General features: G+C 68.3%; 21 protein-coding genes and 1 pseudogene. 10 read left to right on the forward strand and 12 right to left on the reverse strand.

Annotation, left to right across the window (positions count from 1 at the left end):
- Nucleotides 1-94 (forward strand): annotated as a pseudogene (locus ABZX92_RS25580) (ABC transporter); the annotation flags it as partial.
- Nucleotides 95-107: 13 nt separating this feature from the next.
- Here ABZX92_RS25580 and gcl read toward each other — a convergent pair.
- The 3 genes from gcl to ABZX92_RS25595 are packed head-to-tail and all read right to left on the reverse strand — an operon-like array spanning nucleotide 108 to nucleotide 3428.
- Nucleotides 108-1790 carry a glyoxylate carboligase gene (gcl, locus tag ABZX92_RS25585; protein ID WP_355564201.1) on the reverse strand — a complete coding sequence of 561 codons (1683 nt, stop codon included), beginning with the start codon at nucleotides 1788-1790 and terminating at the stop codon, nucleotides 108-110.
- Between the two features lie 22 nt (nucleotides 1791-1812).
- Nucleotides 1813-2685, reverse strand: a complete 873-nt coding sequence (locus tag ABZX92_RS25590; RefSeq protein ID WP_355564204.1) for an NAD(P)-binding domain-containing protein — start codon at nucleotides 2683-2685, stop codon at nucleotides 1813-1815.
- Nucleotides 2682-3428, reverse strand: a complete 747-nt coding sequence (locus ABZX92_RS25595) for a TIM barrel protein (RefSeq protein WP_355564207.1) — start codon at nucleotides 3426-3428, stop codon at nucleotides 2682-2684. The genes ABZX92_RS25590 and ABZX92_RS25595 overlap by 4 nt, the downstream gene beginning before the upstream one ends.
- Nucleotides 3429-3509: 81 nt before the next feature.
- Between ABZX92_RS25595 and uraD the strand changes: the two genes are divergently transcribed.
- Both uraD and pucL read left to right on the forward strand, forming a co-directional pair.
- The gene (gene uraD, locus ABZX92_RS25600) at nucleotides 3510-4031 is read left to right on the forward strand and encodes a 2-oxo-4-hydroxy-4-carboxy-5-ureidoimidazoline decarboxylase (protein WP_355564210.1); all 522 of its coding nucleotides are present in this window, start codon (nucleotides 3510-3512) and stop codon (nucleotides 4029-4031) included.
- A gap of 4 nt (nucleotides 4032-4035) precedes the next feature.
- Nucleotides 4036-4914, forward strand: coding sequence for a factor-independent urate hydroxylase (gene pucL, locus ABZX92_RS25605; protein WP_355564213.1), 879 nt, complete (start codon nucleotides 4036-4038; stop codon nucleotides 4912-4914).
- On the opposite strand, the gene ABZX92_RS25610 is transcribed toward pucL, so the two are convergent.
- The 5 genes from ABZX92_RS25610 to aceB form a co-directional block, all read right to left on the reverse strand.
- A complete protein-coding gene (locus ABZX92_RS25610) occupies nucleotides 4841-6130 on the reverse strand; it encodes an FAD-binding monooxygenase (RefSeq protein ID WP_355564216.1) in 1290 nt (429 codons plus the stop codon). The genes pucL and ABZX92_RS25610 overlap by 74 nt on opposite strands.
- An 18-nt stretch (nucleotides 6131-6148) precedes the next feature.
- Complete coding sequence (locus tag ABZX92_RS25615; protein WP_355564218.1) at nucleotides 6149-7414, reverse strand: FAD-dependent monooxygenase; 1266 nt, start codon at nucleotides 7412-7414, stop codon at nucleotides 6149-6151.
- 51 nt (nucleotides 7415-7465) lie between these two features.
- Entirely contained in the window at nucleotides 7466-7933 is a 468-nt protein-coding gene (locus ABZX92_RS25620; RefSeq protein WP_355564221.1) for an Imm1 family immunity protein, read from the reverse strand.
- 76 nt (nucleotides 7934-8009) lie between these two features.
- On the reverse strand, nucleotides 8010-9179 hold the full coding sequence (locus ABZX92_RS25625) for an aldolase (protein WP_355564223.1): 1170 nt from the start codon (nucleotides 9177-9179) through the stop codon (nucleotides 8010-8012).
- Complete coding sequence (gene aceB, locus ABZX92_RS25630; protein ID WP_355564226.1) at nucleotides 9179-10663, reverse strand: malate synthase A; 1485 nt, start codon at nucleotides 10661-10663, stop codon at nucleotides 9179-9181. Before aceB ends, ABZX92_RS25625 begins: the two co-directional genes overlap by 1 nt.
- Before the next feature lie 76 nt (nucleotides 10664-10739).
- On the opposite strand from aceB, the gene ABZX92_RS25635 reads away from it, so the two are divergent.
- Nucleotides 10740-11480 (forward strand): IclR family transcriptional regulator, encoded by a 741-nt coding sequence (locus ABZX92_RS25635; protein ID WP_355564229.1) that lies wholly within the window; start codon nucleotides 10740-10742, stop codon nucleotides 11478-11480.
- Between the two features lie 82 nt (nucleotides 11481-11562).
- On the opposite strand, the gene ABZX92_RS25640 is transcribed toward ABZX92_RS25635, so the two are convergent.
- Together ABZX92_RS25640 and ABZX92_RS25645 are read right to left on the reverse strand one after the other, a co-directional pair.
- Nucleotides 11563-12363: an LLM class flavin-dependent oxidoreductase gene (locus ABZX92_RS25640; RefSeq protein WP_355564232.1), complete on the reverse strand. Its 801-nt coding sequence runs from the start codon at nucleotides 12361-12363 to the stop codon at nucleotides 11563-11565.
- A gap of 5 nt (nucleotides 12364-12368) precedes the next feature.
- A complete protein-coding gene (locus tag ABZX92_RS25645; RefSeq protein WP_355564235.1) occupies nucleotides 12369-13532 on the reverse strand; it encodes an MFS transporter in 1164 nt (387 codons plus the stop codon).
- Between the two features lie 83 nt (nucleotides 13533-13615).
- Here ABZX92_RS25645 and ABZX92_RS25650 point away from each other — a divergent pair, with 83 nt between their 5' ends.
- Nucleotides 13616-14506 (forward strand): LysR family transcriptional regulator, encoded by an 891-nt coding sequence (locus ABZX92_RS25650; RefSeq protein ID WP_355564238.1) that lies wholly within the window; start codon nucleotides 13616-13618, stop codon nucleotides 14504-14506.
- Between the two features lies 1 nt (nucleotide 14507).
- Here the strand turns inward: ABZX92_RS25650 and ftsY are convergent, their stop codons facing one another.
- Nucleotides 14508-15785, reverse strand: coding sequence for a signal recognition particle-docking protein FtsY (ftsY, locus tag ABZX92_RS25655; protein WP_355564240.1), 1278 nt, complete (start codon nucleotides 15783-15785; stop codon nucleotides 14508-14510).
- A gap of 120 nt (nucleotides 15786-15905) precedes the next feature.
- On the opposite strand from ftsY, the gene ABZX92_RS25660 reads away from it, so the two are divergent.
- Both ABZX92_RS25660 and ABZX92_RS25665 read left to right on the forward strand, forming a co-directional pair.
- A complete protein-coding gene (locus ABZX92_RS25660) occupies nucleotides 15906-17027 on the forward strand; it encodes an anhydro-N-acetylmuramic acid kinase (protein WP_355564293.1) in 1122 nt (373 codons plus the stop codon).
- A complete protein-coding gene (locus ABZX92_RS25665) occupies nucleotides 17015-18574 on the forward strand; it encodes a sodium:solute symporter (protein WP_355564242.1) in 1560 nt (519 codons plus the stop codon). Before ABZX92_RS25660 ends, ABZX92_RS25665 begins: the two co-directional genes overlap by 13 nt.
- Here ABZX92_RS25665 and ABZX92_RS25670 read toward each other — a convergent pair.
- Nucleotides 18524-19447 carry a GNAT family N-acetyltransferase gene (locus ABZX92_RS25670; protein ID WP_355564245.1) on the reverse strand — a complete coding sequence of 308 codons (924 nt, stop codon included), beginning with the start codon at nucleotides 19445-19447 and terminating at the stop codon, nucleotides 18524-18526. The genes ABZX92_RS25665 and ABZX92_RS25670 overlap by 51 nt on opposite strands.
- A gap of 66 nt (nucleotides 19448-19513) precedes the next feature.
- Between ABZX92_RS25670 and ABZX92_RS25675 the strand changes: the two genes are divergently transcribed.
- The 3 genes from ABZX92_RS25675 to ABZX92_RS25685 all read left to right on the forward strand — a co-directional run bounded on the left by ABZX92_RS25675 (nucleotide 19514) and on the right by ABZX92_RS25685 (nucleotide 23453).
- Nucleotides 19514-22303 (forward strand): tetratricopeptide repeat protein, encoded by a 2790-nt coding sequence (locus tag ABZX92_RS25675; RefSeq protein ID WP_355564248.1) that lies wholly within the window; start codon nucleotides 19514-19516, stop codon nucleotides 22301-22303.
- Nucleotides 22304-22376: 73 nt separating this feature from the next.
- Nucleotides 22377-22715 carry a hypothetical protein gene (locus tag ABZX92_RS25680; protein WP_355564250.1) on the forward strand — a complete coding sequence of 113 codons (339 nt, stop codon included), beginning with the start codon at nucleotides 22377-22379 and terminating at the stop codon, nucleotides 22713-22715.
- Nucleotides 22716-22739: 24 nt separating this feature from the next.
- On the forward strand, nucleotides 22740-23453 hold the full coding sequence (locus tag ABZX92_RS25685; RefSeq protein WP_355564252.1) for a lysophospholipid acyltransferase family protein: 714 nt from the start codon (nucleotides 22740-22742) through the stop codon (nucleotides 23451-23453).
- The last annotated feature ends 3 nt before the right edge of the window (nucleotides 23454-23456 follow it).

Raw genomic sequence — 23456 nt, forward strand, 5'->3', positions numbered from 1 at the left:
GTTCTCGACGACGTTCTACCCGCTGTCGGTCTACCCGGGCTGGCTGCAGGTGGTGGTCACGTGGACGCCGCTCTACCACGCGATCGAGCTCATGCCGTCACGCTGCGTCACGGGAGGGGTTCGTATTCGCGCATGGCGGCGATCGAGGTGCCGTTGGCGGTGTTGCCCTCGCGTTCGATCATGATTTCGACGAGGACCGGGCGGGAGGTGCGGTCGGCTTCCTTGCGGGCCCATTCCAGGGAGGTGCGGATCTCGGAAGGATCAGCGACCCGGATGCCGGAGCAGCCGTAGGCCTCCATGATCTTGACGTTGTCCGAGCCGGTGGTGTCGTAGTGGATGTCGACCTCGTACTTCATGTCGTAGCCACCGTGGTCCTCGGCCATCCGGATCAGGCCGAGGTACTCGTTGTTCAGCATGATCAGCACGAACGGCACGTCGTACTGGGCGCCGACCGCGAGCTCCTCGACGAGGAACTGGAACGAGTAGTCGCCCACGATGCCGACGACCTCGGCGTCCGGCCTGGCCTTCTTGACCCCGATGGCCGCCGGGATCTCCCAGCCGAGCGGGCCGGCCTGGCCGCACACCTGGTAGTGCCGCGGCTTGTGCGCCTTCTGGTGCTGGCCGGACCAGATCTGGTAGAGCCCGATGGCCGTGACGAAGTAGGTGTCCGGGCCGTAGAACTCGTTGATCTCCTTGAACACCCGCGGCGCCTTGACCGGCACGGTGTCGAAGTCTTCTCGCCGCAGCAGCGTCCGCTTCAGCTCGGCGCAGCGGTCGACCCACTCGCCGGCCGCACGTGGTCCCCGTTCGCGAGCCTTCTCCAGCAACGCCTGCAGGAACAGCTTCGTGTCCGCGACGATCCCGAGGTCCGGCCCGAACACCTTGCCGATCTGGGTCGGCTCGACGTCGACGTGGATGAACTTCCGGTCGCCGCGGTAGGTCGCGAGGTCGCCGGTGTGGCGATCGCCGAACCGTGCGCCCAGCGCCAGCACCAGATCCGACTCCAGGAACGACGCGTTGCCGTAGCGCTGCGAGGTCTGGATGCCGGTCATGCCCGCGTAGAGCGGGTGGTCCTCGTCGATCGCGCCCTTGCCCATCAACGTGGCCTGGATCGGGATCTGCAGGAACTCAGCCAGGTCCAGCAGCTCGGCGGACGCCTCGCCGAGGATGACACCGCCACCCGCGAGCAGCAGTGGGCGTTCGGCGGCCAGCAGCATCTCCAGCGCGCGCTCGACCCGTGCGTCGCTCGGCACGCTTTTCGGCACCGGCAACGGTTCGTCGATGCTCGAATCCCACTCGATCTCCTGCTTCTGCACGTCGATCGGCAGGTCGATGAGGACCGGGCCCGGACGGCCGGAGCGGGCGATCCGGAACGCCTCGCGGAAGATCCACGGCATCTGCGCGGCTTCCTTGACCTGCACCGCCCACTTCGTGACGGGCGCGGCGATCGAGACGATGTCGACGGCCTGGAACGCCTCCTGGTGCAGCTTCGACACCGCGGCCTGGCCGGTGATGCACAGGATCGGCACGGAGTCGGCCTGCGCGGTGTACAGACCGGTGATCATGTTCGTGCCGGCCGGGCCCGAGGTGCCGATCGCGACACCGACGTTGCCGGTCGTGCGCGACCAGCCGTCGGCCATGTGCGTGGCGCCTTCTTCGTGCCGCACGATCAAGTGCTCGATGCCGCCGTCTTCCTCCATCGCCTTGTACAGCGGCAGGATCGCGGCGCCGGGGCAGCCGAACACGGTGTCGATGCCCTCGGACTTGAGGACCTCGACGACCGCTTGCATGACTGGGATCTTCGGCATTGCGTCAGGCCCTTCCCGCGAAGTTCTCGATGACCTTGAGCAGCGCGGAGTGGTCGAGCGACCCGTAACCCTGCGCGCGTGCCGCCGCGACCAGCGCGGCGATCTGGTTGGTGACCGGCAGCGCGACGTCGGCAGCGCGTGCCGCGTCCAGTGCGATGCCCATGTCCTTGTGGTGCAGGTCGATCCGGAAACCGGGCTGGAACTCGCGCGCGATCATGGACTCGCGCTTGAGGTCGAGGATCCGGTTCGCCGCGAGACCGCCCGCGAGCACGTCCAGACCCGCCTTCGGGTCGACGCCGGACGCCTCCAGCAGCACGATCGACTCGGCGACCAGGGCGTAGATGCCGCCGACCATCAGCTGGTTCGCGGCCTTCACGACCTGGCCGGCGCCGTGCGGTCCGACATGCACGATCGTCTTGCCCACGACCTCCAGGAACGGCCGCGCCGCCGCGAAGTCGGCCTCGTTGCCGCCGACCATGATGCTGAGCGACGCCTGGACCGCACCGGTCTGACCGCCGGACACGGGCGCGTCGAGCACCCGGACGTTCGACAGCTTCTTCGCGATGTCGATCGAGGTGGACGGACGGATCGTGCTCATGTCGATCAGCAACGTGCCGTCGTCGAACGTCACCTCGTCGATCACGGCCTCGACCTGCGGGTGGTTCGGCAGCATCGTGATGACGACCTCGGCGCCGCTCACGGCTTCCTGAGCCGATGACGCCGCCTTGCCGCCGTCGCTGACGAGCTTTTCGAGAGAGGCCGAGCTGAGGTCGAAGCCCGTCACGTCGTGCCCGGCGGCTACGAGGTGGGCCGCCATCGGCGAGCCCATAATGCCGAGTCCGATGAAAGCAACAGTGGATCCCTTTGGCCGGGTCATGCGTTGTCCCTCCAAGCGAAGGAGTGGGTGACGGGCTTGTACTCGGCGCCGACGAAGCCCGTGTAGCCGTTGGCGCGGAGCTTCGCGAGATGCCCGAAGAGGTCGAGCTCGCCGGTGCCCGGCTCACCGCGTCCGGGAGCGTCGGCGATCTGCACGTGACCGATGCGGTCGACGTGGTCGGCGAGGATGTCGAGGTCGTCGCCGTTCGTGGCGAGGTGGTAGAGGTCCGCGAGCAGCTTCACGTTGCCGCGGTCGATCTCGTCGATCAGGTCCAACGCCTGGTGGGCGGTCTTGATCGGGTACAGGGGCGCGCCGCTGAGCGGTTCGATCACGATCTGCGCGCCCGCCTCGGCCGCGACGTCGGCGACGAAGCGGTAGTTGGAGATGGTCTGCGCGGTGGTCTCGAAGTTGCCGTGCAGCGCGTTGAGCGTCCGGCAGCCGAGGCGCCCCGCGATGGCAGCCGTGATCTCGACGTTCGTCCGGAACTCGGTCTCGCGGCCGGGCCAGCTCGTGAGGCCGCGGTCGCCCGCCGGCATGTCGCCCGCGTAGAGGTTGAGGCCGACCAGGCGCACCTGCGCGTCCGCGATCGCGCGTTCGAACGCGTCGATCTCGCGTGTCTCGGGTACGGCGTCCGCGAACGGCCACCAGATCTCGACCGCGTCGAACCCGGCGGCGCGTGCGGCGGCCGGACGCTCCAGCAGCGGCAGCTCGGTGAAGAGCATGGACAGGTTTGCGTCGAACATCTGGCGAGTCCTTCCACATTGCGGAAGTTAGATTCCGTACAACGGAGACACTAGACATCTCGCGCAGCCCAGGTCAAGAATGTGGAAGTTAGATTCCGCGATACAGAAACTTGGAGAGCCGTGGACAGCTTCAACAGCGCCCCGGAGGACGAACTCCGCCCTCTCCTCACCGAGTGCCTCGCGGTACCCCGCTGGGTCGACGCGCTGGTGGCGGGCAGGCCGTACGCGTCGATGGATGCTCTCCTCGCGGCTTCTTCGGTTGCCGCACAAGGACTTTCCGACGAGGAGGTGCTCGGCGCCATCGCCGGGCACCCGCGCATCGGCGAACGACAGAAGACAGGTGGGGTGTCGGCGAAGTGGTCGCGGTCCGAACAGTCCGGTGTGGACAGCAGTCAGGCTGATCGCCTGGCGGCTGCGAACGCCGCGTACGAGGATCGGTTCGGGCACATCTACCTGGTGTGCGCGACCGGCCTGAGCGGTGCGGAGATGCTCGGCAACCTGTCCAGTCGCATGGACAACCCGCCGGATGTCGAGCTCCGCGTCGTCAACGACGAACTCGCGAAGATCGCCGCCTTGCGGCTGCAGAAGCTGATCGGGAGCTGAAAACATGGCCATCGTCCTGGGCCCCAACCAGTACGGGAAGGCGGAGAACCGCCTCGTCACGGTGTCGCGCAACGGTTCCGTGCACACGATCAAAGATCTGACCGTCAGCACGTCCCTGCGTGGCGATCTCGCGGACACGCACCTGACCGGCGACAACGCCAAGGTGCTCGCGACCGACACGCAGAAGAACACCGTCTACGCGTTCGCCAAGGAGGCGCCGGTCGGCGAGATCGAGGACTTCGCACTGCGCCTGGGCCGCCACTTCGTGTCGTCGCAGAAGGCGATTTCGGGCGCGCGGATTCTGATCGACGAGCACTCGTGGGACCGCATCGACGCGAACGACCACTCGTTCGTGCAGGGGTCGAACGAGAAGCGCACCACGGCCGTGACGATCGAGGGCTCACAGGCGTGGGTCGTGTCGGGTGTGCGCGACCTGGTGGTGCTGAAGTCGACGGGTTCCGAGTTCCACGGCTATCCCAAGGACCCGTACACGACGCTGAAGGAGACGAACGATCGGATCCTGGCGACGTCGGTGACCGCGCGCTGGCGCTATGCCGGCACGGACGTGGACTGGGCCAAGTCGTTCACGGAGATCCGGTCGGTGATGCTGAAGACGTTCGCGGACAAGCACTCCCTGTCGTTGCAGCAGACGCTGTACGCGATGGGCGAGGCCGTGCTGAACGCCCGCTCGGAGGTCGCCGAGGTACGGCTCTCCATGCCGAACAAGCACCACTTCCTGGTGGACCTCAGCGCGTTCGGCCTGGAGAACGACAACGAGGTCTTCTACGCCGCCGACCGTCCGTACGGGCTCATCGAGGGGTCGGTCCTGCGGGACGACGCTCCGGACGCGGGGCTTGCCTGGAGTACCTTGCCAGCCTTCTGAACAGCAGCGGGTTCATGAGCGAGGCAGGCGTCGCCTTCATGTGAACCACCCGGACGAAGCGCCGGAACAGGTCGGGGTCGTGCACGATCCCGACCTGCCACTTCTTCATGAACCACCCGAGCAACCGCTGAGCCGCTCCTGGCTCGTCGTCGGTCCAGCCCCGGTCGGCGCCGCTCGACATGGCCCACGCCTCAGCCGCCACCTTCGCGACCTTCCGCTGGAACGCCTGACACCCGCGCGCACTGAAGTCCGTGTGCCCGCGGAACAGCAACGACTCCATGGCCGCCACCGTCATCCCCTGCCCGTAGACGGGGTTGAACGCGCACACGACATCCCCGACCGCCACCAGCCCAGCAGGCCAGTTCGCCGCCTTCTCCAACGCGTTGCGCCGGCTGGCCGTCCGCGCGAACAGGTACACGGGCGTCAACGGTTCTGCTTCGGCCAGCATCTGCGCGAGCGGCCCCCGCAGTGACGCGAGGAACTCCTCGTACCCCTCGGGATCGCGCGGCGGATGGTCCCCGCCCGCGCCCTGAGCCGTGACCATGAGCCGGTCGCCCTCGATGCGCATCACCGCACATCCGCGCGGGTGTTCCGGCGCCCCGGCCAGCTCCGCGATCACCACCGGGAAGTCCTCCGGTGCCGAGTAGAGCCGGGTCGCGTACCCGGTCCGCGAGTCGACGACCTCCGGTTCCGGCACGGCCACACCCGCCTCGGCCAGCCACCCAGCGAGCTTCGACGACCGCCCGGACGCGTCCACCACGAGGTCCGCGTCGACCCGCCCGTCGCGCGTGAGCACACCGTCCACAGTGGAGCCTCGGAACGACAGCCCGGTCACGTGCACGCCGTCCACGATCTTGGCCGTGACCCGGCGCCGGATGTGCGTCTCCAGCAACGGCCGGCTGACCGTCAGCAACGGCAGCCCGGTCTCCGCCCTGGCCAGCCACCCCACGGCGTTGAGCAGCCGCGCCTCACCCGCGTCGGTGAGGTGCGCCCCGGCCTGCACTAGCTCGTCGCGCAGGCCTGGGAACAGCTCCTCCATGATCTCGCCACCACGCACGAGCAACCCGTGCACATGTCTGCCCTGCGGCACACCCGAGCGGTACTCGGGTTCGTCGGACAGCCTGTCCCGTTCCAGGACGACGACCTCGTGAGACTCACTCAAGACGCGGGCAGCCAACAGCCCGGCGATTCCCCCACCGATCACCACGGCCTTCATGACTCCATTGAACCAGCGTCAAGCTGAGACTTTGGCGCTCCGCAGCTTCCACAGCGCGGACGGGCGCAGCAGCGACGTCGGCGGCGCCTGGAGGTGGACGACGCTCAGGAACCGGCGCACCATGTCGACGTCCCGCGTCAACGCGACCTGCCAGCGGTCCATCACCTTGTTCATGAGGCCCGGCTTGAAGTCCGGCGACCACTGCGCGTCCGCACCGGCCGACATCCCGAACGGGCCGGCGACGATCTTGGCCAGCGCGGCCTGGAACGCCTTGACGCCTTCAGAAGAGAAGTCGGTGTGGCTCCGCAGCAGTTCGGCTTCCAACGCCGCCACCGTCATCCCCTGGCCGTACAACGGGTTCAGGGTCGCAACCGCGTCACCGACCGCGATCAACCCCGCAGGCCACTCCGACACCTTCTCGTAGGCCCTCATCGAGGACGCCGTCCGCGCGTACAGGTAGATCGGCGTCACCGGCTCCAAATCCGAGAGAACCTCGGCCAGCCCGACGTCCAACGACCGTGCGAAGGCCATGAACTCGTCCGGGTCGTTCGACGGGTGATCACCATCGGCACCCTGGAGCGTGACGAGCAGCTTGCCGCCCTCGATCCGGGTGGCGGAGCAGCCACGACGCTGGACCGGTGCGCTGATCAGCTGGCCGATCGCGACCTCGTCGTTGTGCGGCAAGGAGTACAGCCTCGTCGCGTACCCCGTCCGCGAGTCGACCGACACGGGTTCGGGCACCTCGACGCCCGCGGCGCGCAGCCACTCGGCCAGCTTCGCGGTACGTCCGGCGGCCATCACGACCAGCGAGGCCTCGATGACCTCCTCGGCCGAGGAATCCCTGGCCCGCACCCGCACGCCGTCCACAGTGGACCCGTCGAACCGGAAACCGACAACGTTCGCGCCGTCGACGAACTCCGCGGAGACGCGGTGGCGGATCGCGGTCTCCAGGAACGGACGGCTGACGGACAGCATCGGCAGCCCGGTCTCCCCCTGCGCGGCCCACCCGTGCGGAGTGAGCACCTGGGCGTGCCCGGCGTCCATCAACTGCGCCCCGGCGTCGACCAGTTCGGAGCGCAGGCCGGGGAAGAAGTCCTCCATGATCTGAGCACCGCGCAGCAGCAACCCGTGCGCGTGCCTTCCTTGCGGGACACCGGAACGGTATTCCGCGTCCAGAGGCAATCTGTCGCGTTCCACGACGATCACCCGGTCGAACCTGTCCTCCAGCGCCTTCGCGGTCAGCAGGCCGGCGATGCCCGCTCCGATCACAACAGCAGTAACCACGGTTGGGGTAACGCGACACGCCCGGTCGTTGTTACCCGAACGAGACCGAGGTCACCGCTTTTCGGTGCCGCGCAAGGACATCTGCTGGTCACGCCACGAGTGGAAGAGGTCTGCCTCGGAGTACCAGTCCACACCTGTCGGGCGTTCGCCAGTTGTCATGAACTCGATCAGCAGCTGCCGGTAGAGGTCGAGCGGTACACCGACGCCGGGCGGGAAGTCGGTGTACTTCTCGTTGACGTACGGCGCTTCCTCCGAACCCTTGGGCCAGCCCATGAAGACGTTGTCGACGTAGTACATGTAGCCCCAGCCGCCCCGCACGGCGAGCACCACGTTGTGGTCCGGGTCGCCCTCGGCGGTGAGCGCCCTGCCGAAGTGGTCGAGCGACCCGTCGTTGCACTGCGGCCTGCCGAGCAGGCCGATCAGCGTGTCCACATCCGCCTCGCACGCCACGACCTGGTACTTGTGCTCCGCCGCGTCGAGGTCGGGCAGCCCCGTCCAGAGACCAGCACGCATGCTCATGCGAGCCACCCTGCACCCATTGCCTCCGAACATTCGACACCCATTGACAGAACCACACGAACGGGTGATGACCCGGTCAGCCCGATCGTGCGACCAGGCCTCTCAACGCTGACTCGTCCAAACCCGTCGCGACCTGCACTTCCGCCGGATCGAGCGCACCGCAGTCCACCGCACGGAGGAAGAAGGACGACAACGCCTGGGCGGTCGCGGGCTCGTCCAGCACCCCTCCGGAAACGTGCTGCACATAGGACTTCAGCCGCCCGGCATCCGCGTCCAAACCCTCGCGGTAGAAGGCGTAAACGGCCGCATAACGTGTCACCAGTTGTGCCGGGTGCAGATCCCAACCCTGGTAGAAACCGTGTTCCAGTGATCGCCGGGTGAGCCGGTAGTGCGTGTCCCAGCCCAGTTTCTTCTGATCACCGACCGGCAGCACGTTCGTGGACCCGTCGGACAGCCGCACCCCGGTCCCAGCAGCGGAAACCTGCATCACGTGCCGCGCGAAGTCGCACGCGCCGTGCGCCAGGTGCTGCTGCGCCGCGGACAACCCGCAGCCCGCCGTGTAGTCGTAGGTCCCGAAGTGCAGACCTGTCACCCTGCCCTTGCCGGCCTTGAGGAACTGCGGGATCGCAAGCCGTCCCTCGTGATCCACAATGGACTGGGTGGTCTCGACCTGGATCTCGAACCTGAGATCCTTGCCGAAGAGGTCCAGCACCTCGCCGAACACCTCGACCTGGTCGACTGATGTCACCTTCGGGAAAGTGATCACAAAACCTGGCGGAACCTCCCCCAGTGCTGTCAGGAAGATGTCCAACGTGCGCAGCCCGCGCTCGCGCAACGCCACGGTGTCGAAGGACTTGATCCGCAGCCCGAACGACGGCGGAGCACTCCCCTCCTCCACCCAGCGCGACACGAGGTGCGCGGTGCTCTCGGCGTCCATGTCCTCGACGTCGTCCTCGGGCGCGCCGTAGCCGTCCTCGAAGTCGATCCGCAGGTCCTCGATCGGCTCCCGGACGAGCTTGGCCCGCACCCGGTCGAGCACACCGTCGGGCAGCTCGGGCAGCAGGTCGGGCTCGATCGACTCCAGCGCCTCGCGGCCCCAGTCCCGCACCGTGGTCGCGATGATCCGGCCGGCGGGCACGTAGCACGTGTGCACGGGCTGACGGCCCACCGGCCAGCTGCGTTCCACAGTGGACAGCCGGGCGGTCACCCGCGCGACGTCCTCGGGTGACAACGACGTCTCGTACATCAGATGCGCTCGTACGCCGGCAGCGTCAGGAAGTCGACGAAGTCCTCGGACAACGCGACCTGTTCGAACAGCTCGACGGCCGCGGCCACGTGCGGTCCCTCGACCTCCTTGCCCACGCGCGCAAGCACTTCCCGCACCGCGTCCGCGGTCACCTGCGTGCCGTCGTCGAGCACGACCTTGTTGTTGATCCACTGCCAGATCTGGGACCGGGAGATCTCCGCGGTGGCCGCGTCCTCCATCAAGTTGTGGATCGCCGCCGCCCCGTTGCCGCCCAGCCACGACGCGATGTACCGCACGCCGACGTCAACGGCGGATTCCAGCCCGGCGCGAGTAGCCGCACCACCTGCCGACTTGAAGTCCAGCAACTGCTCGGCGGTCACCTCGACCTCGGGCCGCTGCTTGTCGATCTGGTTCGGCCTGTCCCCGAGCACGCCGTCGAAGATCTCGCGGCAGATCGGCACCAGGTCCGGGTGCGCCACCCACGACCCGTCGAACCCGTCGTTCGCCTCGCGCGTCTTGTCCTCGCGAACCTTGCGCAGCGCGTTCTCCGTGACCTCAGGATCGCGCCGGTTCGGAATGAACGCCGCCATGCCGCCCATCGCGAACGCCCCGCGCTTGTGGCACGTCTTCACCAGAAGCTCGGTGTACGCGCGCATGAACGGCGCCGTCATCGTCACGCTGTTGCGGTCCGGCAGCACGAAGTCCGCACCGGCGTCCCGGAAGTACTTGATGACGCTGAACAGGTAGTCCCAGCGCCCGGCGTTGAGCCCGGACGCGTGGTCGCGCAGCTCGTAGAGGATCTCCTCCATCTGGAACGCGGCCGGAATCGTCTCGATCAACACCGTCGCGCGGATCGTCCCGTGCGGAACGCCCTTCAGCTGCTGCGCCGTCGTGAAGACGTCGTTCCACAGCCGCGCTTCGAGGTGCGACTCCATCTTCGGCAGGTAGTAGTACGGCCGACCGAGCTCCGCGTTGTGGAAGAAGTGCAGCCCGAAGTCCACGAGCGCGCCGACCGCGTTCTTCCCACCGAACTGCAGGTTCCGCTCATCGAGGTGCCAGCCGCGCGGCCGCACCACGATCGTCGGGTACGGGCCGCCCTTGAGCTTGTACTCCTTGCCCTCCGGCGAGGTGAACTCGATCGTCTCGCGCGCCGCCTCGTACAGGTTCACCTGTCCCTGCACCACGTTGTCCCAGTGCGGCGTGTTCGCGTCCTCCAGGTCCGCGAGCCACACCTTGGCCCCGGAGTTCAGCGCGTTGATCGTCATCTTGCGCTCGGTGGGCCCGGTGATCTCGACACGGCGGTCCCGCAACGGTTCCGGCGCCTCGGCGACCTGCCACTCGCCGTCGCGCACGTTCCGCGTCTCAGGCAAGAACCCGAGAGGGCGCCGCTCCTTCCGCAGAGCGAGCAGCTCGTCCCGGCGACCGGCGTGCGCCTCGTGCAGCTTCGCGACGAACTCAAGAGCCTCTTCGGTGAGGACCTGCACCTGGATCCACCTCTCTCGGTTTTGCTGTGTGGACTATAGTTTCTGCATTGCGGAACAGCAATGAGAGGAGCCGCACGTGTCCACAGGTGGCGTGCAGTCCCTTCAGCGGGCCTTCGACCTGCTGGAACGCCTTGCCGACGCAGGCGGTGAAGCCTCCCTGTCCGAGCTCGCCACGGCCTCGGGCCTCCCCCTCCCCACGATCCACCGACTGATCCGCACACTTGTCACGCTGGGCTATGTGCGCCAGAACAGCAACCGGCGCTACACCCTCGGGTCCCGCCTGATCCGCCTGGGCGAAACCGCCTCCCGCCAGTACGGCACGTGGGCCCGCCCGTTCCTCTCCCAGCTAGTTGACTCCGTGGAGGAAACCGCAAACCTCGCCGTGCTGGACGGCGACGAGGTCGTCTACGTGGCCCAGGTGCCGTCCAAGCACTCGATGCGGATGTTCACCGAGGTGGGCCGCCGACTGCTGCCGCACGGCACCGGGGTGGGCAAGGCGATGTTGTCGCAGCTGCCGCGGGACGAGGTGCGGCAGCTGCTGGAACGCACCGGTCTGCCCGCGTACACCCCGAACACGATCACGGACGCCACCGAGCTGCTCGACTCGCTGAACGAGATCGCGGAACGCGGGTTCGCGCTCGACGAGTCCGAGCAGGAGCTCGGCGTGCGGTGCATCGCGGTGCCGGTGATCGGCGGTCCGACGCTGGCCGCGGTGTCGGTGTCCGGGCCGGAGGGGCGGCTCACGAAGGAAGCGGTGTCACGGATCCTGCCGGAGGTGCTGGCCGTGGCGAAGAGGCTCGCTGACCGGGCGAGCTGACGCAGGGGTACCCCCGAGCTGGGAACCCCTGCATCTCAACGTACTCACCAGGTCCGACAAGATCAGACGAGCCGCGCGTCCTTCACGCCGGACCGTCGCGAAGCAGCCCACGCACGTGATCCAGCGTGTCGCCCGGAGACACGTCGGTCAGCCACCAGGTCGCGCCCGCCGCCGCGTACGGCCTCGGGTCGGTGCCGGTGGGCAGGGCGACGGCGATGTCGTAGGGCGCCGCCGTGTCGCCGCGGAGATCGGCGATGGTGGCGGCGATCTCCGCGACCTGGTCCGGGTGTTCGAGGTTGACCGGGAAGAACCCGTCGTGCCGGGCCGCTCGTTGCATCGGCTTGCGGTTCCCCGGGAATCCCGCGACCCACACCGGCACCCCGGGTCGCTGGACCGGCCGGGGCAGGAACTCGATGCCGTCGATCGTGTAGTGCTCGCCGTGGTGGTGGACCGGCTCCCCGGACCACGCGGCGGTGAGGATCTCCAGGGACTCGTCGAGCATCCGGCCCCGTCGCCGGTCGTCGAGCTCCTCGCCGGTCTTCGACAGCTCGTGGCCGAACCGGTCGCTGCCCAGCCCGACGCCGAGGGTGAGCCGGCCACCGCTCAGCCGGTCCAGCGTCGTGGTCTCCCTGGCGAGTTTGGCCGGTCGCCGCCGGGCGAGCGGCGTGATCATCGGACCGAACCGGAGTTGTTCGGTGGCGGTGGCGACCGCGGCCAGCGTGATCCACGGGTCGGCGACGTCGACGACCGGTGCCTGCCAGCGCAGGTGGTCCCACACGAACAACCCGTGCCAGCCCGCCTCTTCCGCCTCGGCCGCCAGCCGCGCGACGACCGCGGGTTCGGCGAGCTCGTCGAAGAGCGGCAGCCAGAGTGCCGAACGCATCTTGGTCATGACAGCGCCTTCCGGGCGACGAAGAGTGCGATCCCGCCGATCGCACAGGCTGATCCGAGCACGGCCGGTCCGGCCAGGTCGAGCAGCGCGGTGCCGGTCAGGGGACCGAGCACCGCACCGACACTCCAGGTGGTCGAGGCGAGCCCCATGTACCCGCCGCGCAGTCCGGCAGGCGCGAGGTCGGCGAAGGTGTCGCCGAACCGGACGGCGATGCCGATCTGGCCGAGGGTCCAGATCAGGACCGATCCGGCGAACGCCGCGGTGCCGTGGCTCACGGCGCCCAGTGCGGCACCGGCTCCGACCAGCAACATCGACACGGCCGACACCACGTTGCCGCTGCGACCGGCGAGCAACCGGACTGCCACCGGCTGAAGGGCCACGACGGCGATCCCGTTCAACGCCAGCACCGCTCCGTAGGTCGCAGGCCCCAGCCCGTCGGCCATCATCAGCAGCGGCAACGTCGTGAAGGTCTGCAGGAACAACGTGAAGTAGCCGACGTGAACCACCATCATCGCGATCATCCGCCGGTCGCGCAGCACCACGGGCAGCAGCTTTTGCCGCAACCGCACCGACCCTGCCGGACGGGTTTCCGGCACCTGACGCCAGACGATCAGCGCCGCGACGAGCGAGGCCACCACGTTGATCCAGAACAGCAGCCCGTAGCCGTACTTGGCCAGGACGCCGGCCGCCACCGTCGCGACGGAGAAGCCGAGGTTGGCCGCCCAGTACAGCAACCCGAACGCCCGGATCCGCTGCTGCGACGGCAGGTCGGCCACCGCGGCGGACCCAGCCGGACGATGCAGCTCAACGGTCAGCCCAACAGCCACGGCGGCCGCCCAGATCTCGGGCATCGAGTCCGCCGAGCCGAGCGCGGCCAACGCCACCGCCGCACCCACGAACCCCACGAGCATCGTGTTCCGACGGCCGATCCGATCTCCCAGCCAGCCGCCGAGCAACTGGGACCCGATGTCTCCCAGGCCGAGTGCCGCGACCACCGTGCCCGCGGTCGAGGGCGAGAGGTGCTGCGCCTGCGTCAGGTACAGCACCAGGAACGACCGCACCACGCCCCCGGCCCGGCCGACGAACTGCGTGGTCGCCAGCGCCCAGACAAGTCGGGGCAAACCGAGGCGGGGCGCGGACGGGGCCGTGATCGTCGTCATGCCAACCACGCTAGGTCCGCAGGTGCATCACGAAAAGCGATGAATTTCGATCGAGTTGATCGCCATCACTTATGCTCGATGTCGTGGATGTCGAACTGCGTCACCTGCGCGCGCTGGCCGTGATCGCCGAGGAAGGCACGTTCGGCCAGGCGGCTGCCCGGCTCGGCTACACCCAGTCGTCGGTGAGCCAGCAGATCGCCGCGCTCGAGAAGGCGGTCGGCGGGCCGGTGTTCGACCGCCCCGGCGGACCGAAACCCGTCCGCATCACGCCGCTGGGAGAGGTGGTCCTGGCCCACGGCCGCGGCCTGCTGCGCAAAGCGGACGCACTGACCGACGCCGTCGACCGCTTCCTGGCGGGCAACGGCCGGATCGACATCGGCACGTTCCAGGGCGTGTCGACCCTCATCCTGCCGGCCGTCATCCGCCGGCTGCTGGAAGAGCATCCCGGCTGCGACATCAGGCTGTCCGACGGGACAGCGCGGGACGCCCGGATCGGCGAGCTCGACCTGCTGTTCCACGACGGTGAGGTCGAAGGCGACGTCGAGCACGTGAAGCTCTTCGACGAGCAGTACTTCCTGATCACGGGCGCCGGCACGTTCGCGGCGGGCGCGGTGCGGACGAAGCTGCTCGACGACGCCCCGATGATCGGCTGGCCGCTCACCTTCCACCAGCGCTGGCTGGAGCGGACGCTCGCCCGCGCCGGCGCTCGGCCGCGGTTCGTGTTCCGCACCACCGGCCACGAGACCATCCTGTCGATGGTGCGGGCAGGCATCGGCTGGGCGGTGCTGCCGTGGCTCGCCCTGCACGCGCACGACGCCTGGTCCGACGACCAGCTCGGCATCCACCCGCTGAAGCCGGCGCCGACCCGTGAGCTGTCCCTCTACTGGCCGGCCGGCCGCACCGAGTCGCCGCTCGCGCTCAGGACGCGGGAGATCGCCGTCGAAGTCGCCCGCGATCTCGCCGCGCAGATGTAGGTCAGCCGAGCAGCGCGTCCACGAAGGCGCCCGGCTCGAACGGCGCCAGGTGGTCGGCGCCTTCACCGAGGCCGACGAGCTTCACCGGCACGCCGAGCTCGCGCTGCACCTGGAAGACGATGCCGCCCTTGGCCGTGCCGTCGAGCTTGGTCAGCACGATCCCGGTGATGTCGACCTGCTCGGCGAACACCCGAGCCTGCATGAGGCCGTTCTGACCGGTCGTGGCGTCCAGGACGAGCAGCACCTCGTCCACCACGGCCTGCTTCTCGATGACGCGCTTCACCTTGCCGAGCTCGTCCATGAGCCCGACCTTGGTGTGCAGGCGGCCGGCCGTGTCGATCAGCACCGTGTCGACACCCGCGTCCATGCCGCGCTTCACCGCGTCGAACGCGACCGAGGCCGGGTCGCCGCCCTCAGGCCCGCGCACGGTCTCCGCGCCGACCCGCTTGCCCCACGTCTCCAACTGGTCGGCCGCCGCCGCGCGGAACGTGTCGGCGGCACCCAGCAACACGGTGCGGCCGTCGGCCACGAGCACGCGGGCGAGCTTGCCGGTGGTGGTGGTCTTGCCAACGCCGTTGACGCCGACCACGAGCAGCACAGCCGGCTTGCCGGAGTGCGGCAGTGCCTTCAGCGAGCGGTCCATCGAGGGGTGCAGCGCGTCCACGAGCACCGAGCGCAGCAATGCCTGCGCCTCGGCCTCGGTGCGCACCGCGGAACCGGCGATCTTCGAACGGAGGGTGTCGACGATCTCGGTGGTCGTGGCGCCGCCCAGATCGGCGATCAGCAGCGTGTCCTCGACGTCCTGCCACGAGTCCTCGTCGAGGTCACCGGCGCCGAGCAGGCCCAGCAGCGAGGAGCCGAACGCGTTGCGCGACTTCGAGAGCTTGCCGCGCAGCCGCTCCAGGCGCCCGGCGGTCGGCTCGATCTCCTCGACCTCGGAGGCCTTCTCCGGCAGGTCGACCTCGACGAACCCGCGCTTCACCGAGTCGCGTGGCTCGGAGGCGTCGTCTCCCACGCCCGGCTGACCGTCCACCTCCGGGCGGTCGGCCACCGGATGCTCCACCGGCTCGGGCTTGGCAGGCTCGGGCTTGGCAAGCTCCGGCTTGGCCGGCGCGAGCGAGATCCCGGACGAGGCCTCGTACCCGCCGGCCCGCGGCGCCTCCTCCTTCTGGGTGAGGCTGATGCGCCGGCGACGCGTCAGCACCACACCGGTCACCAGCGCGGCGATCAGCACGACCGCCACGACGACGAGGATCAGGACAAGGGAAGACGTCGACACGGGCTCATGGTTTCACAGACCCTCATGTGACCTGTCAACCATGTATTGCTCATTTAGGCGAAGATTTCACCGAAGCACTTGCGCCCGGTCAAACTGTGGAATAGACCACACGTCGTGAGGGTGATCGGACTGATTTCCGGCACGTCGATGGACGGCATCGACGTCGCCGTCGCCGACCTGTCGATCAACGGCGACGTCGTCGAGCTCGTGCCGGTGCAGTGCGCCGAGCACCCGTTCCCGAAGGATCTGCTGGAGAAGCCGCGGGACCTCGCTGAAGTGTGCGCCTTCGACACGTCGCTGGGGCAGGCTTTCGGTGAAGTCGCCGCCGGATATCTGCCGGCCGATCTGATCTCCTCGCTCGGACAGACCGTGCACCACGAGGTCCAGGACGGCGACTGCCTCGGGACGTTGCAACTCGGGCAGCCCGCGTGGATCGCCGAGCGCACCGGCGTCCCGGTGATCGCCGACCTGAGGGTGCGCGACGTCGCGGCAGGTGGCCAGGGGGCGCCGCTGGCTTCGACGCTGGACGCGTTGTGGCTGGCCGGTGAGAGCACCGCGATCGCGTTGAACATCGGCGGCATCGCCAACATCACCGTCGTCAGACCGGGCACACCGCCGATCGCCTACGACACCGGGCCGGGCAACGCGCTCATGGACGCCGTCATGGAGGTCATCTCCGACGGCCAGCGCCGTCAGGACACGAACGGCGAGTTCGCGCGCAGGGGCGTCGTCCGCGAGGACATCCTCAAGAAGCTGCTCGCCGACCCGTACTACTCGAAGCCCTGGCCCAAGTCGACGGGCAAGGAGCTCTTCAACGCCGAGTACCTGCAAGGGTTTCCGACGGTTCCGGCCGAGGACATGCTGCGCACCCTCGCCGAGCTGACCGCCCGCACCATCGCCGACGCCTGCCGCGCGCACGACGCGAGCACGGTCGTCGCGTCCGGTGGCGGGATGCGCAACCCGGTGCTCGTCGAGGCTTTGACGAAGGCGCTGCACCCGATCCCGTTGAAGATCAGCGACTCGCTGGGCCTGCCGCGCGACGGCAAGGAGGCCTACCTCGCCGCACTGCTCGGATTCCTGACGTGGCACGGGATCACGGGCAACACGCCGTCCGCGACCGGCGCGTCCGGGCCGCGGCTGCTCGGCAGCATCACGCCGGGAAGCGGGCCGTTGAGGCTGCCAGAGCCTGTGACGGGTCCGGTGTCCAAGCTGAAAGTGGGGGAGCCGAAGTGGCTGGACTAGATCTCGCGATCATCGCCGTGTTCCTCGTCGGCATGCCGTTGCTCGGCACGTGGATCGGGGGCAGGCAGAAGTCGTCCACCGACTACTTCGTCAGCGAGAGCCGCATCTCGTGGTGGGTCGTCTGCCTGTCGGTCGTGTCCGCGGAGACGTCGACGCTCACCGTGCTGAGCGTGCCGGTGATCGCCTACACGGCGACGCCCGCGCAGGGCGGCATGACGTACCTGACGCTCGCGCTCGGGTACATCGTCGGCCGGATCATCGTCAGCTTCGTGCTGCTGCCCAAGTACGTAGCCGGTGATCTCGTGACGGCGTACGCGTTCCTGGGCAAGCGGTACGGCGACGGCATGCGCGCCACGGCGTCCGTGACGTTCCTCTTCACGCGCCTGCTCGCGGACGGCATCCGGCTGTTCGCGACGGCGATCCCGATCAAGCTGGTGCTCGCCCAGTACGGGATCAACGCCTCGTACTGGCTGATCATCGTGGCGCTCGGCATCGCGATGGTGTTCTACAGCTTCTTCGGCGGGGTGCGCGCGGTCGTGTGGGTCGACGCCATCCAGATGCTCTGGTACGTCCTCGGCGGTGTCGTGGTGATCTGGTGGCTCGCCGGGAAGCTGCCCGACGGCTGGTTGTCGAAGGCCGCGGACGGCAACAAGTTCCAGCTCTTCGACTTCACCTCGTCGCCTTTGACGGGCGCTTATCCTTTCGTGGCAGCGTTCTTCGGCGGTGCGCTGCTGTCGATGGCCTCGCACGGCGCGGATCAGCTGATCGTGCAACGGCTCATGGCCACGCGCGATGTGAAGGCCGCGCAGAAGGCGTTGATCGCCTCCGGTGTCGTGGTGTTCCTGCAGTTCGCGTTCTTCTTGTTCATCGGTGTGATGCTGTGGGCGTTCTACAACGGCGTCGACCCGGTGAAGGGCCTGAAGCTCGGCAACAAGGACGAGCTGTTCGGCAACTTCATCGTCACCGAGCTGCCGTCGGGCCTGTCCGGCTTCGTGATCGCCGGCATCCTCGCGGCCGCGCTGTCGTCCTCGTTGGGCGCCTTGGCTTCCTCGACGGTCACGGACGTCTACGAACGCGTCCGCAAGACCCCGATGACCGACGACGAACGCCTGCGCCACGGCCGCATCTGGACCCTGGTGTGGGCGGGCCTGCTGATCGTCTGCGCGGGTCTGTTCGCCTCCTCGAACAAGACCACGGCGGACCCGATCGTGGTGCAGGCGCTCGGCATCGCCGGCTACACCTACGGCGCGCTGCTCGGGGCCTTCCTCCTCGGCCTCATCTTCAAGCGCGTCACGCAGGCGGACGCGATCATCGCGTTCGTCACGACGGTGCTGGTCGTCGGTTTCGTGATTCTCGGGGTCAAGTTCTCCGGCAGCACGCCGCAGATCAACTTCGGCAAGGCCACCGCTGACCTGAAGTCCTTGACCGGCTGGTGGAACACGCCCCTGGGGGTGGCGGTCACCTTGCTCGTGGGTGGATTGCTGTCATTGCGGCATTCACGCAGTGTGCCGGTAGGCGACGAGCTCGAGGTGAAGTCGGAAGCCTAGGCGGGCGAACATGTGCTGCGACGACTCGTTGCCCGAGTAGATCGACGCGGCTGCTTGCGGTCGGGCCCCGTGCTCGGCCGCGAGCTTCCACAACAGCTCGGTGACGAGAGCCGCACCCACTCCCTGACCGCGAACATCGGGTTCCACGGCCACGAAGTCGATGTAGTACTCCTCGGGCTGGGCCTTGCCCGCCGCGTACCCGATGACGCGTTCGCCGTCCATCGCGACCACGACGGTGCGGGTCTCCGGTTTGGACTCGACGAGCTGCTTGCCGGACAGATAGGTCCGCGGGAAACATCGCTCGTGCAGCACGGCCACGGCTTCGTGCACGTGCTTGTCGGTCGGAAGCACGCGCATCTCACGTTCGCTCGGGCACTTCGCGTCCCGCAGCAACAACGAGCGCAGTTCCCCGTTGTCCAGTACGTGTATGGCGCTCGCCTTGCCGGCACTGAAGCCGTGCCGTTCGGCGAACGCCGCGAGTCGTCGGTGGGCGGTGTGCCCGTACAACTCAAGATCGGTGATGCCGGTGAGGAGCTCGGCGGCGCGCCGGAACATCGCGTCCGCGGTCTGGTCCCAGATGCGGCTGCCCGCCGGGTGGTTGACCGGTACGTCGACGAACGGCCCGTGCAGCCACGCGCGGCCCAGCTCGGCGTCGATCTCCACGCTGAGCATGCCGGTGATGTTGTCGTCGGCGTCGACGGCCACCACCGTGCAGTCGGCCCAGCTGGGCTCGAACTCGCCGAGCTCCGCGCGGAGCTCTTCGACTGTCTCACCGAGGTAGCCGATGTGGTGCGCTGAGTCGGCCTGGAGCCGGACCAGGAGCGCCATCGTGGCGCCGAGGTCGCCAGGTTCGGCGAAACGGATGTCGTACATACAGGGAATGGTTGCTCCCGCGACGGCCGGACGCGAGGGAGTTTTCGGACGGGTAAAATGGCGCGGATGTCCATGGACGCACACTCGTCGGTCCGAGGCACGGTCCATGGACCCGTGACTCAGCTCGGCAACGTGCGCGGCGACGTCCACATCAGCACGTCACCAGGGGTTTCCTGGCCAGTGCACGTGGGCGTCGTTCCCCGCCGCGCCGACTGCTACCAGGACCGCCCGGCGCCCGTTTCATCCGGTCTCACGGTGTTCCGAGGCATGGGAGGCGTCGGCAAAACCCAATCGGCCGCCCACCACGCGCGCACCGCCCAGCAGTCCCCCGACATCGACCTGGTCGTCTGGATCACAGCCACCACCCGCGAGGCCGTCGTGGCGGGCTACGCGGAAGCCGCGACGCTCATCCAGATCGCGACCCCCGACACCGATGCCGCAGCTCTGTTCCTCACGTGGCTCCAGACCACGCCACGCCGCTGGCTGATCGTCCTCGACGACCTGGCCGACCCGTCCGTGCTGCGCGACCTCTGGCCACCGACCACCGGCCAGACCCTGGTGACCACCCGCCGCAGGGACTCCTCGCTGGCCCGCACCGACTCCTCGCCCGTCGACATCACCGTCTTCACCGCCGAGCAGTCCCAGGCGTACCTGGACGCCAAACTGGCCGCGCACGCCCACCTGAGCGAGGGCGCCTCCGAGTTGGCTCAGGTCCTCGGACACCTCCCGCTGGCCCTGGCTCAGGCGGTGGCCTATCTGACCGACCGCAACCTGACGTGCGCCGCCTACGTCTCCCGGTTCCGCGACCAGCGCCGGAAACTCGGCGCGTTGGTGCCCGAGCCCTCTGCCCTGCCCGACGACCACCAGGCCACCATCGACGTCACGTGGTCCCTGTCGATCGAACTGGCGAACTCGCTCGCGCCGACCGGCCTCGCCAAGCCACTCCTCCAGATCGCGTCGCTGCTCGACCCCAACGGCATCCCGGTCGCCGTGCTGACGAGCCCTCCGGTCACCGCGCTGCTGGAGACCGACGCGGAAACCGCCGCCGACGCACTGCACTGCCTGCAACGCCTCAGCCTGACCGAACCGAGCGCGGACTCGGTCACCGTGCACGCCCTGGTCCAGCGAGCCACCCACGACGACCTGACTCCGGAAGACCTCAGGGCGACCAGCCAGACCGCGGCGGACGCGCTCCAACTTCTGTGGCCGGACCACGAAGGCATGACACCTCTGCTGCCTTCCTTGCGCGCCAACGTGTCCGCACTCACCACGGTCGCACTGCCCGAACTCGTCGGCGCCCGCTGCCACCCCCTGCTGTTCACCTACGGGGAGGATCTCGGCAAAGCCGGGCTCTTCACCGACGCACAGGGGTACTACGCGCGCCTGCTCGACCTCGCTGCACCGCATCTGGGCGGTGACCACACCGACGTCCTCTTCATCCGCAACAACATGACGGTCTGGCGGGGCGAGGCCGGGGACATGGCCGACTCCATCGAGGAGCTCGGACGGCTGGTGGACGACTGCACCCGCGTGCTGGGTCCAGACCATTCCCTCACGCTGTCAGCGAGGGGCAACCGGGCCTCGCGCCGGCTGGCGTTCGGAGACACCGGCGGCGCCGCGAAGGACTTCGAGGACCTGCTCGCGGATCAGGCCAGGATTCTGGGACCGGACGCGCGAGACACGTTGCTGACCCGTGGATATCTGGCTCACTGCAGGACGTTCGAGAGAGATCTCACCGCAGCCGCCCGTGAGTTCGAACAGCTGCTGGCCGACCAGCTCGCCGTGCTGGGCGCGGATCACCCGGACACCCTGGGAACTCGGAACAACCTCGCTTCCTGCAAGAGCGCCGGAATCGACGCGACAGGAGCTGTGGCGGACTACGAAGCCCTGCTCGCCGACCAGATTCGCGTGCTCGGACCGGAGCACACGAGCACACTCGCCCTCCGGGCCAACCTCGCGGTGGCACGCGGAGTCGCGGGCGACGCACCGGCGGCCGTCGAGGAGTTCGAGGGGCTGCTGGACGACATGCGCCGCATCCTCGGCCCGGTCCACCCGCACACCCTGTCGACTCGGAGCAGCCTGGCCGACTGGAGAGGCAAGGCGGGGCAGCTGGAGGCGTCGTTGAGGGAGCAGGAACTGGTCCTGCACGACTGCGTCCGGGTGCTGGGCCCACTGCACCCCACCACGCTGGCCAGCCGCTACGGCCTGGCCAGGCTGCGCGGGACGGCCGGGGATCCGGTCGGCGCGGCTCGAGAACTGAAGGAACTCGTGGCTGACCAGCGAGCGGCGCTCGGCGCCGACAACCCCGACACCCTGCTCACCCGGTTCAACGCGGCGGCGAGCCTGCTCAAGGCAGGTGACCTGCCCGGCGCGATCCGCGAGTTCGAGCTGCTCGCCGATGACCAGAGCCGGGTGCTGGGCGTCAAGCACCCGGACACCCTCAGCACGCGGAGCAACCTGGCCGCGGCCAGGGCGCACGCGGGCGATTTCAAAAAGGCGATCACCGAGTTCACGGCACTGGTGAAAGACCACGCGGAAATCGCCGGTGCCGACCACGTGCAGACCCTCACCGCCCGCCTGCACCTGACCAAGGTGCTCGGTACCGCATCGCAGTTCACCAAGGCCATCCGCATCTGCGAGCCGTTGCTGGCCGACCAGGTCCGTGTGCTCGGGCCCGAGCACGACGACACCTTGGAGACCAGGCAACTGCTTGCCAACCTGCGCTACCAGACCGGGGACGCCGAAGGCGCGGCCGAGGAGCTGGAGCAGTTGCTGGCGGCTCTGTCGCGTGTGCTCATGCCCACCCACGACCGGATCACCAAGCTGAAGCGCGAGATCGCGTTCCTGAAGAGATGACGCTCACACCGCTGCCGGCACGCCACCCAGATTCGGGCTTGCAGGGCTGGTGAGGGTGGGGGACTCTTTGACAGTGAGTGAGGAAACGATCCAACTCGATCTCAACGAATCCGGGGTGGCCGTCGACCTGCCCTTGCCGCCGAACAACCGGGACGGTGTCCAGGGTGTTCCGTATCGGCCGGTCGAATTCCGAGACGATGATCTGCCCACCGCCCTCGAACGTGCCGCCGCGTGGCTGCGGCAGACGCAGGAGTGGCTGGGCGAGCCGGTGGACGTCATCGCAGTTCATCTCGACTACGACGACACCAAGGGCAACCCGTACTACGACCTCAAGCTGCTGTGCAACGACGAGGATCTGGCGGGTGTGCCGAGGGTCATCCGAGACAACGAAAGGGCCGCTACCGGTCAGTAGCTTTTCCGGCTACCGTTCGGAAGCATGTCGGATCGCGTATATCCCCCGGTGATCGCCGCTGCGAAGCTCATGTTCAAGGTGCTGGACATGCGGATCACCGTCGAAGGGGCGCACCACGTCCCGCGCACGGGTGGAGCGGTGCTGGCGTCGAACCACGTCAGCTACCTCGACTTCATCTTCGCGGGCTACGGCGCACGTCCCTCGGGGCGCCTCACGCGGTTCATGGCGAAGCACGAGATCTTCGCCAACAAGATCGCAGGGCCGCTCATGCGCGGCATGCACCACATCCCCGTCGACCGGAGCGCGGGCCAGGCCTCCTTCCAGCAGGCCCTGTCCGCGCTCCGCACCGGCGAGGTCGTCGGGATCTTCCCCGAGGCCACGATCAGCCGCTCGTTCACGGTCAAGGACATCAAGTCCGGCGCGAACCGCCTGGCGCACGAGGCCGGCGTGCCGATCATCCCGGTCGCGCTGTGGGGCACGCAGCGGCTGTGGACCAAGGGCCGGCCCAAGGACCTGACGCAGCGGCACATCCCGATCACCATCCTCATCGGCGAGCCGTTCGAGGCCTCACCCGGCGACTCGGGTGACGGTCTGCTGCGCAAGCGGATGCAGGACCTGCTCGACACCGCGCAGGCCAACTACCCGACCGAGCCCGGCGCCTGGTGGGCTCCGCGGCACCTCGGTGGCACCGCGCCGACGCCCGAAGAAGCGACTGAACTGGACTCTGGGCGATCATGAGGG

It is taken from the genome of Lentzea sp. NPDC006480 (genome assembly GCF_040611995.1).
In the GTDB taxonomy this organism is placed as follows: Bacteria; Actinomycetota; Actinomycetes; order Mycobacteriales; family Pseudonocardiaceae; genus Lentzea.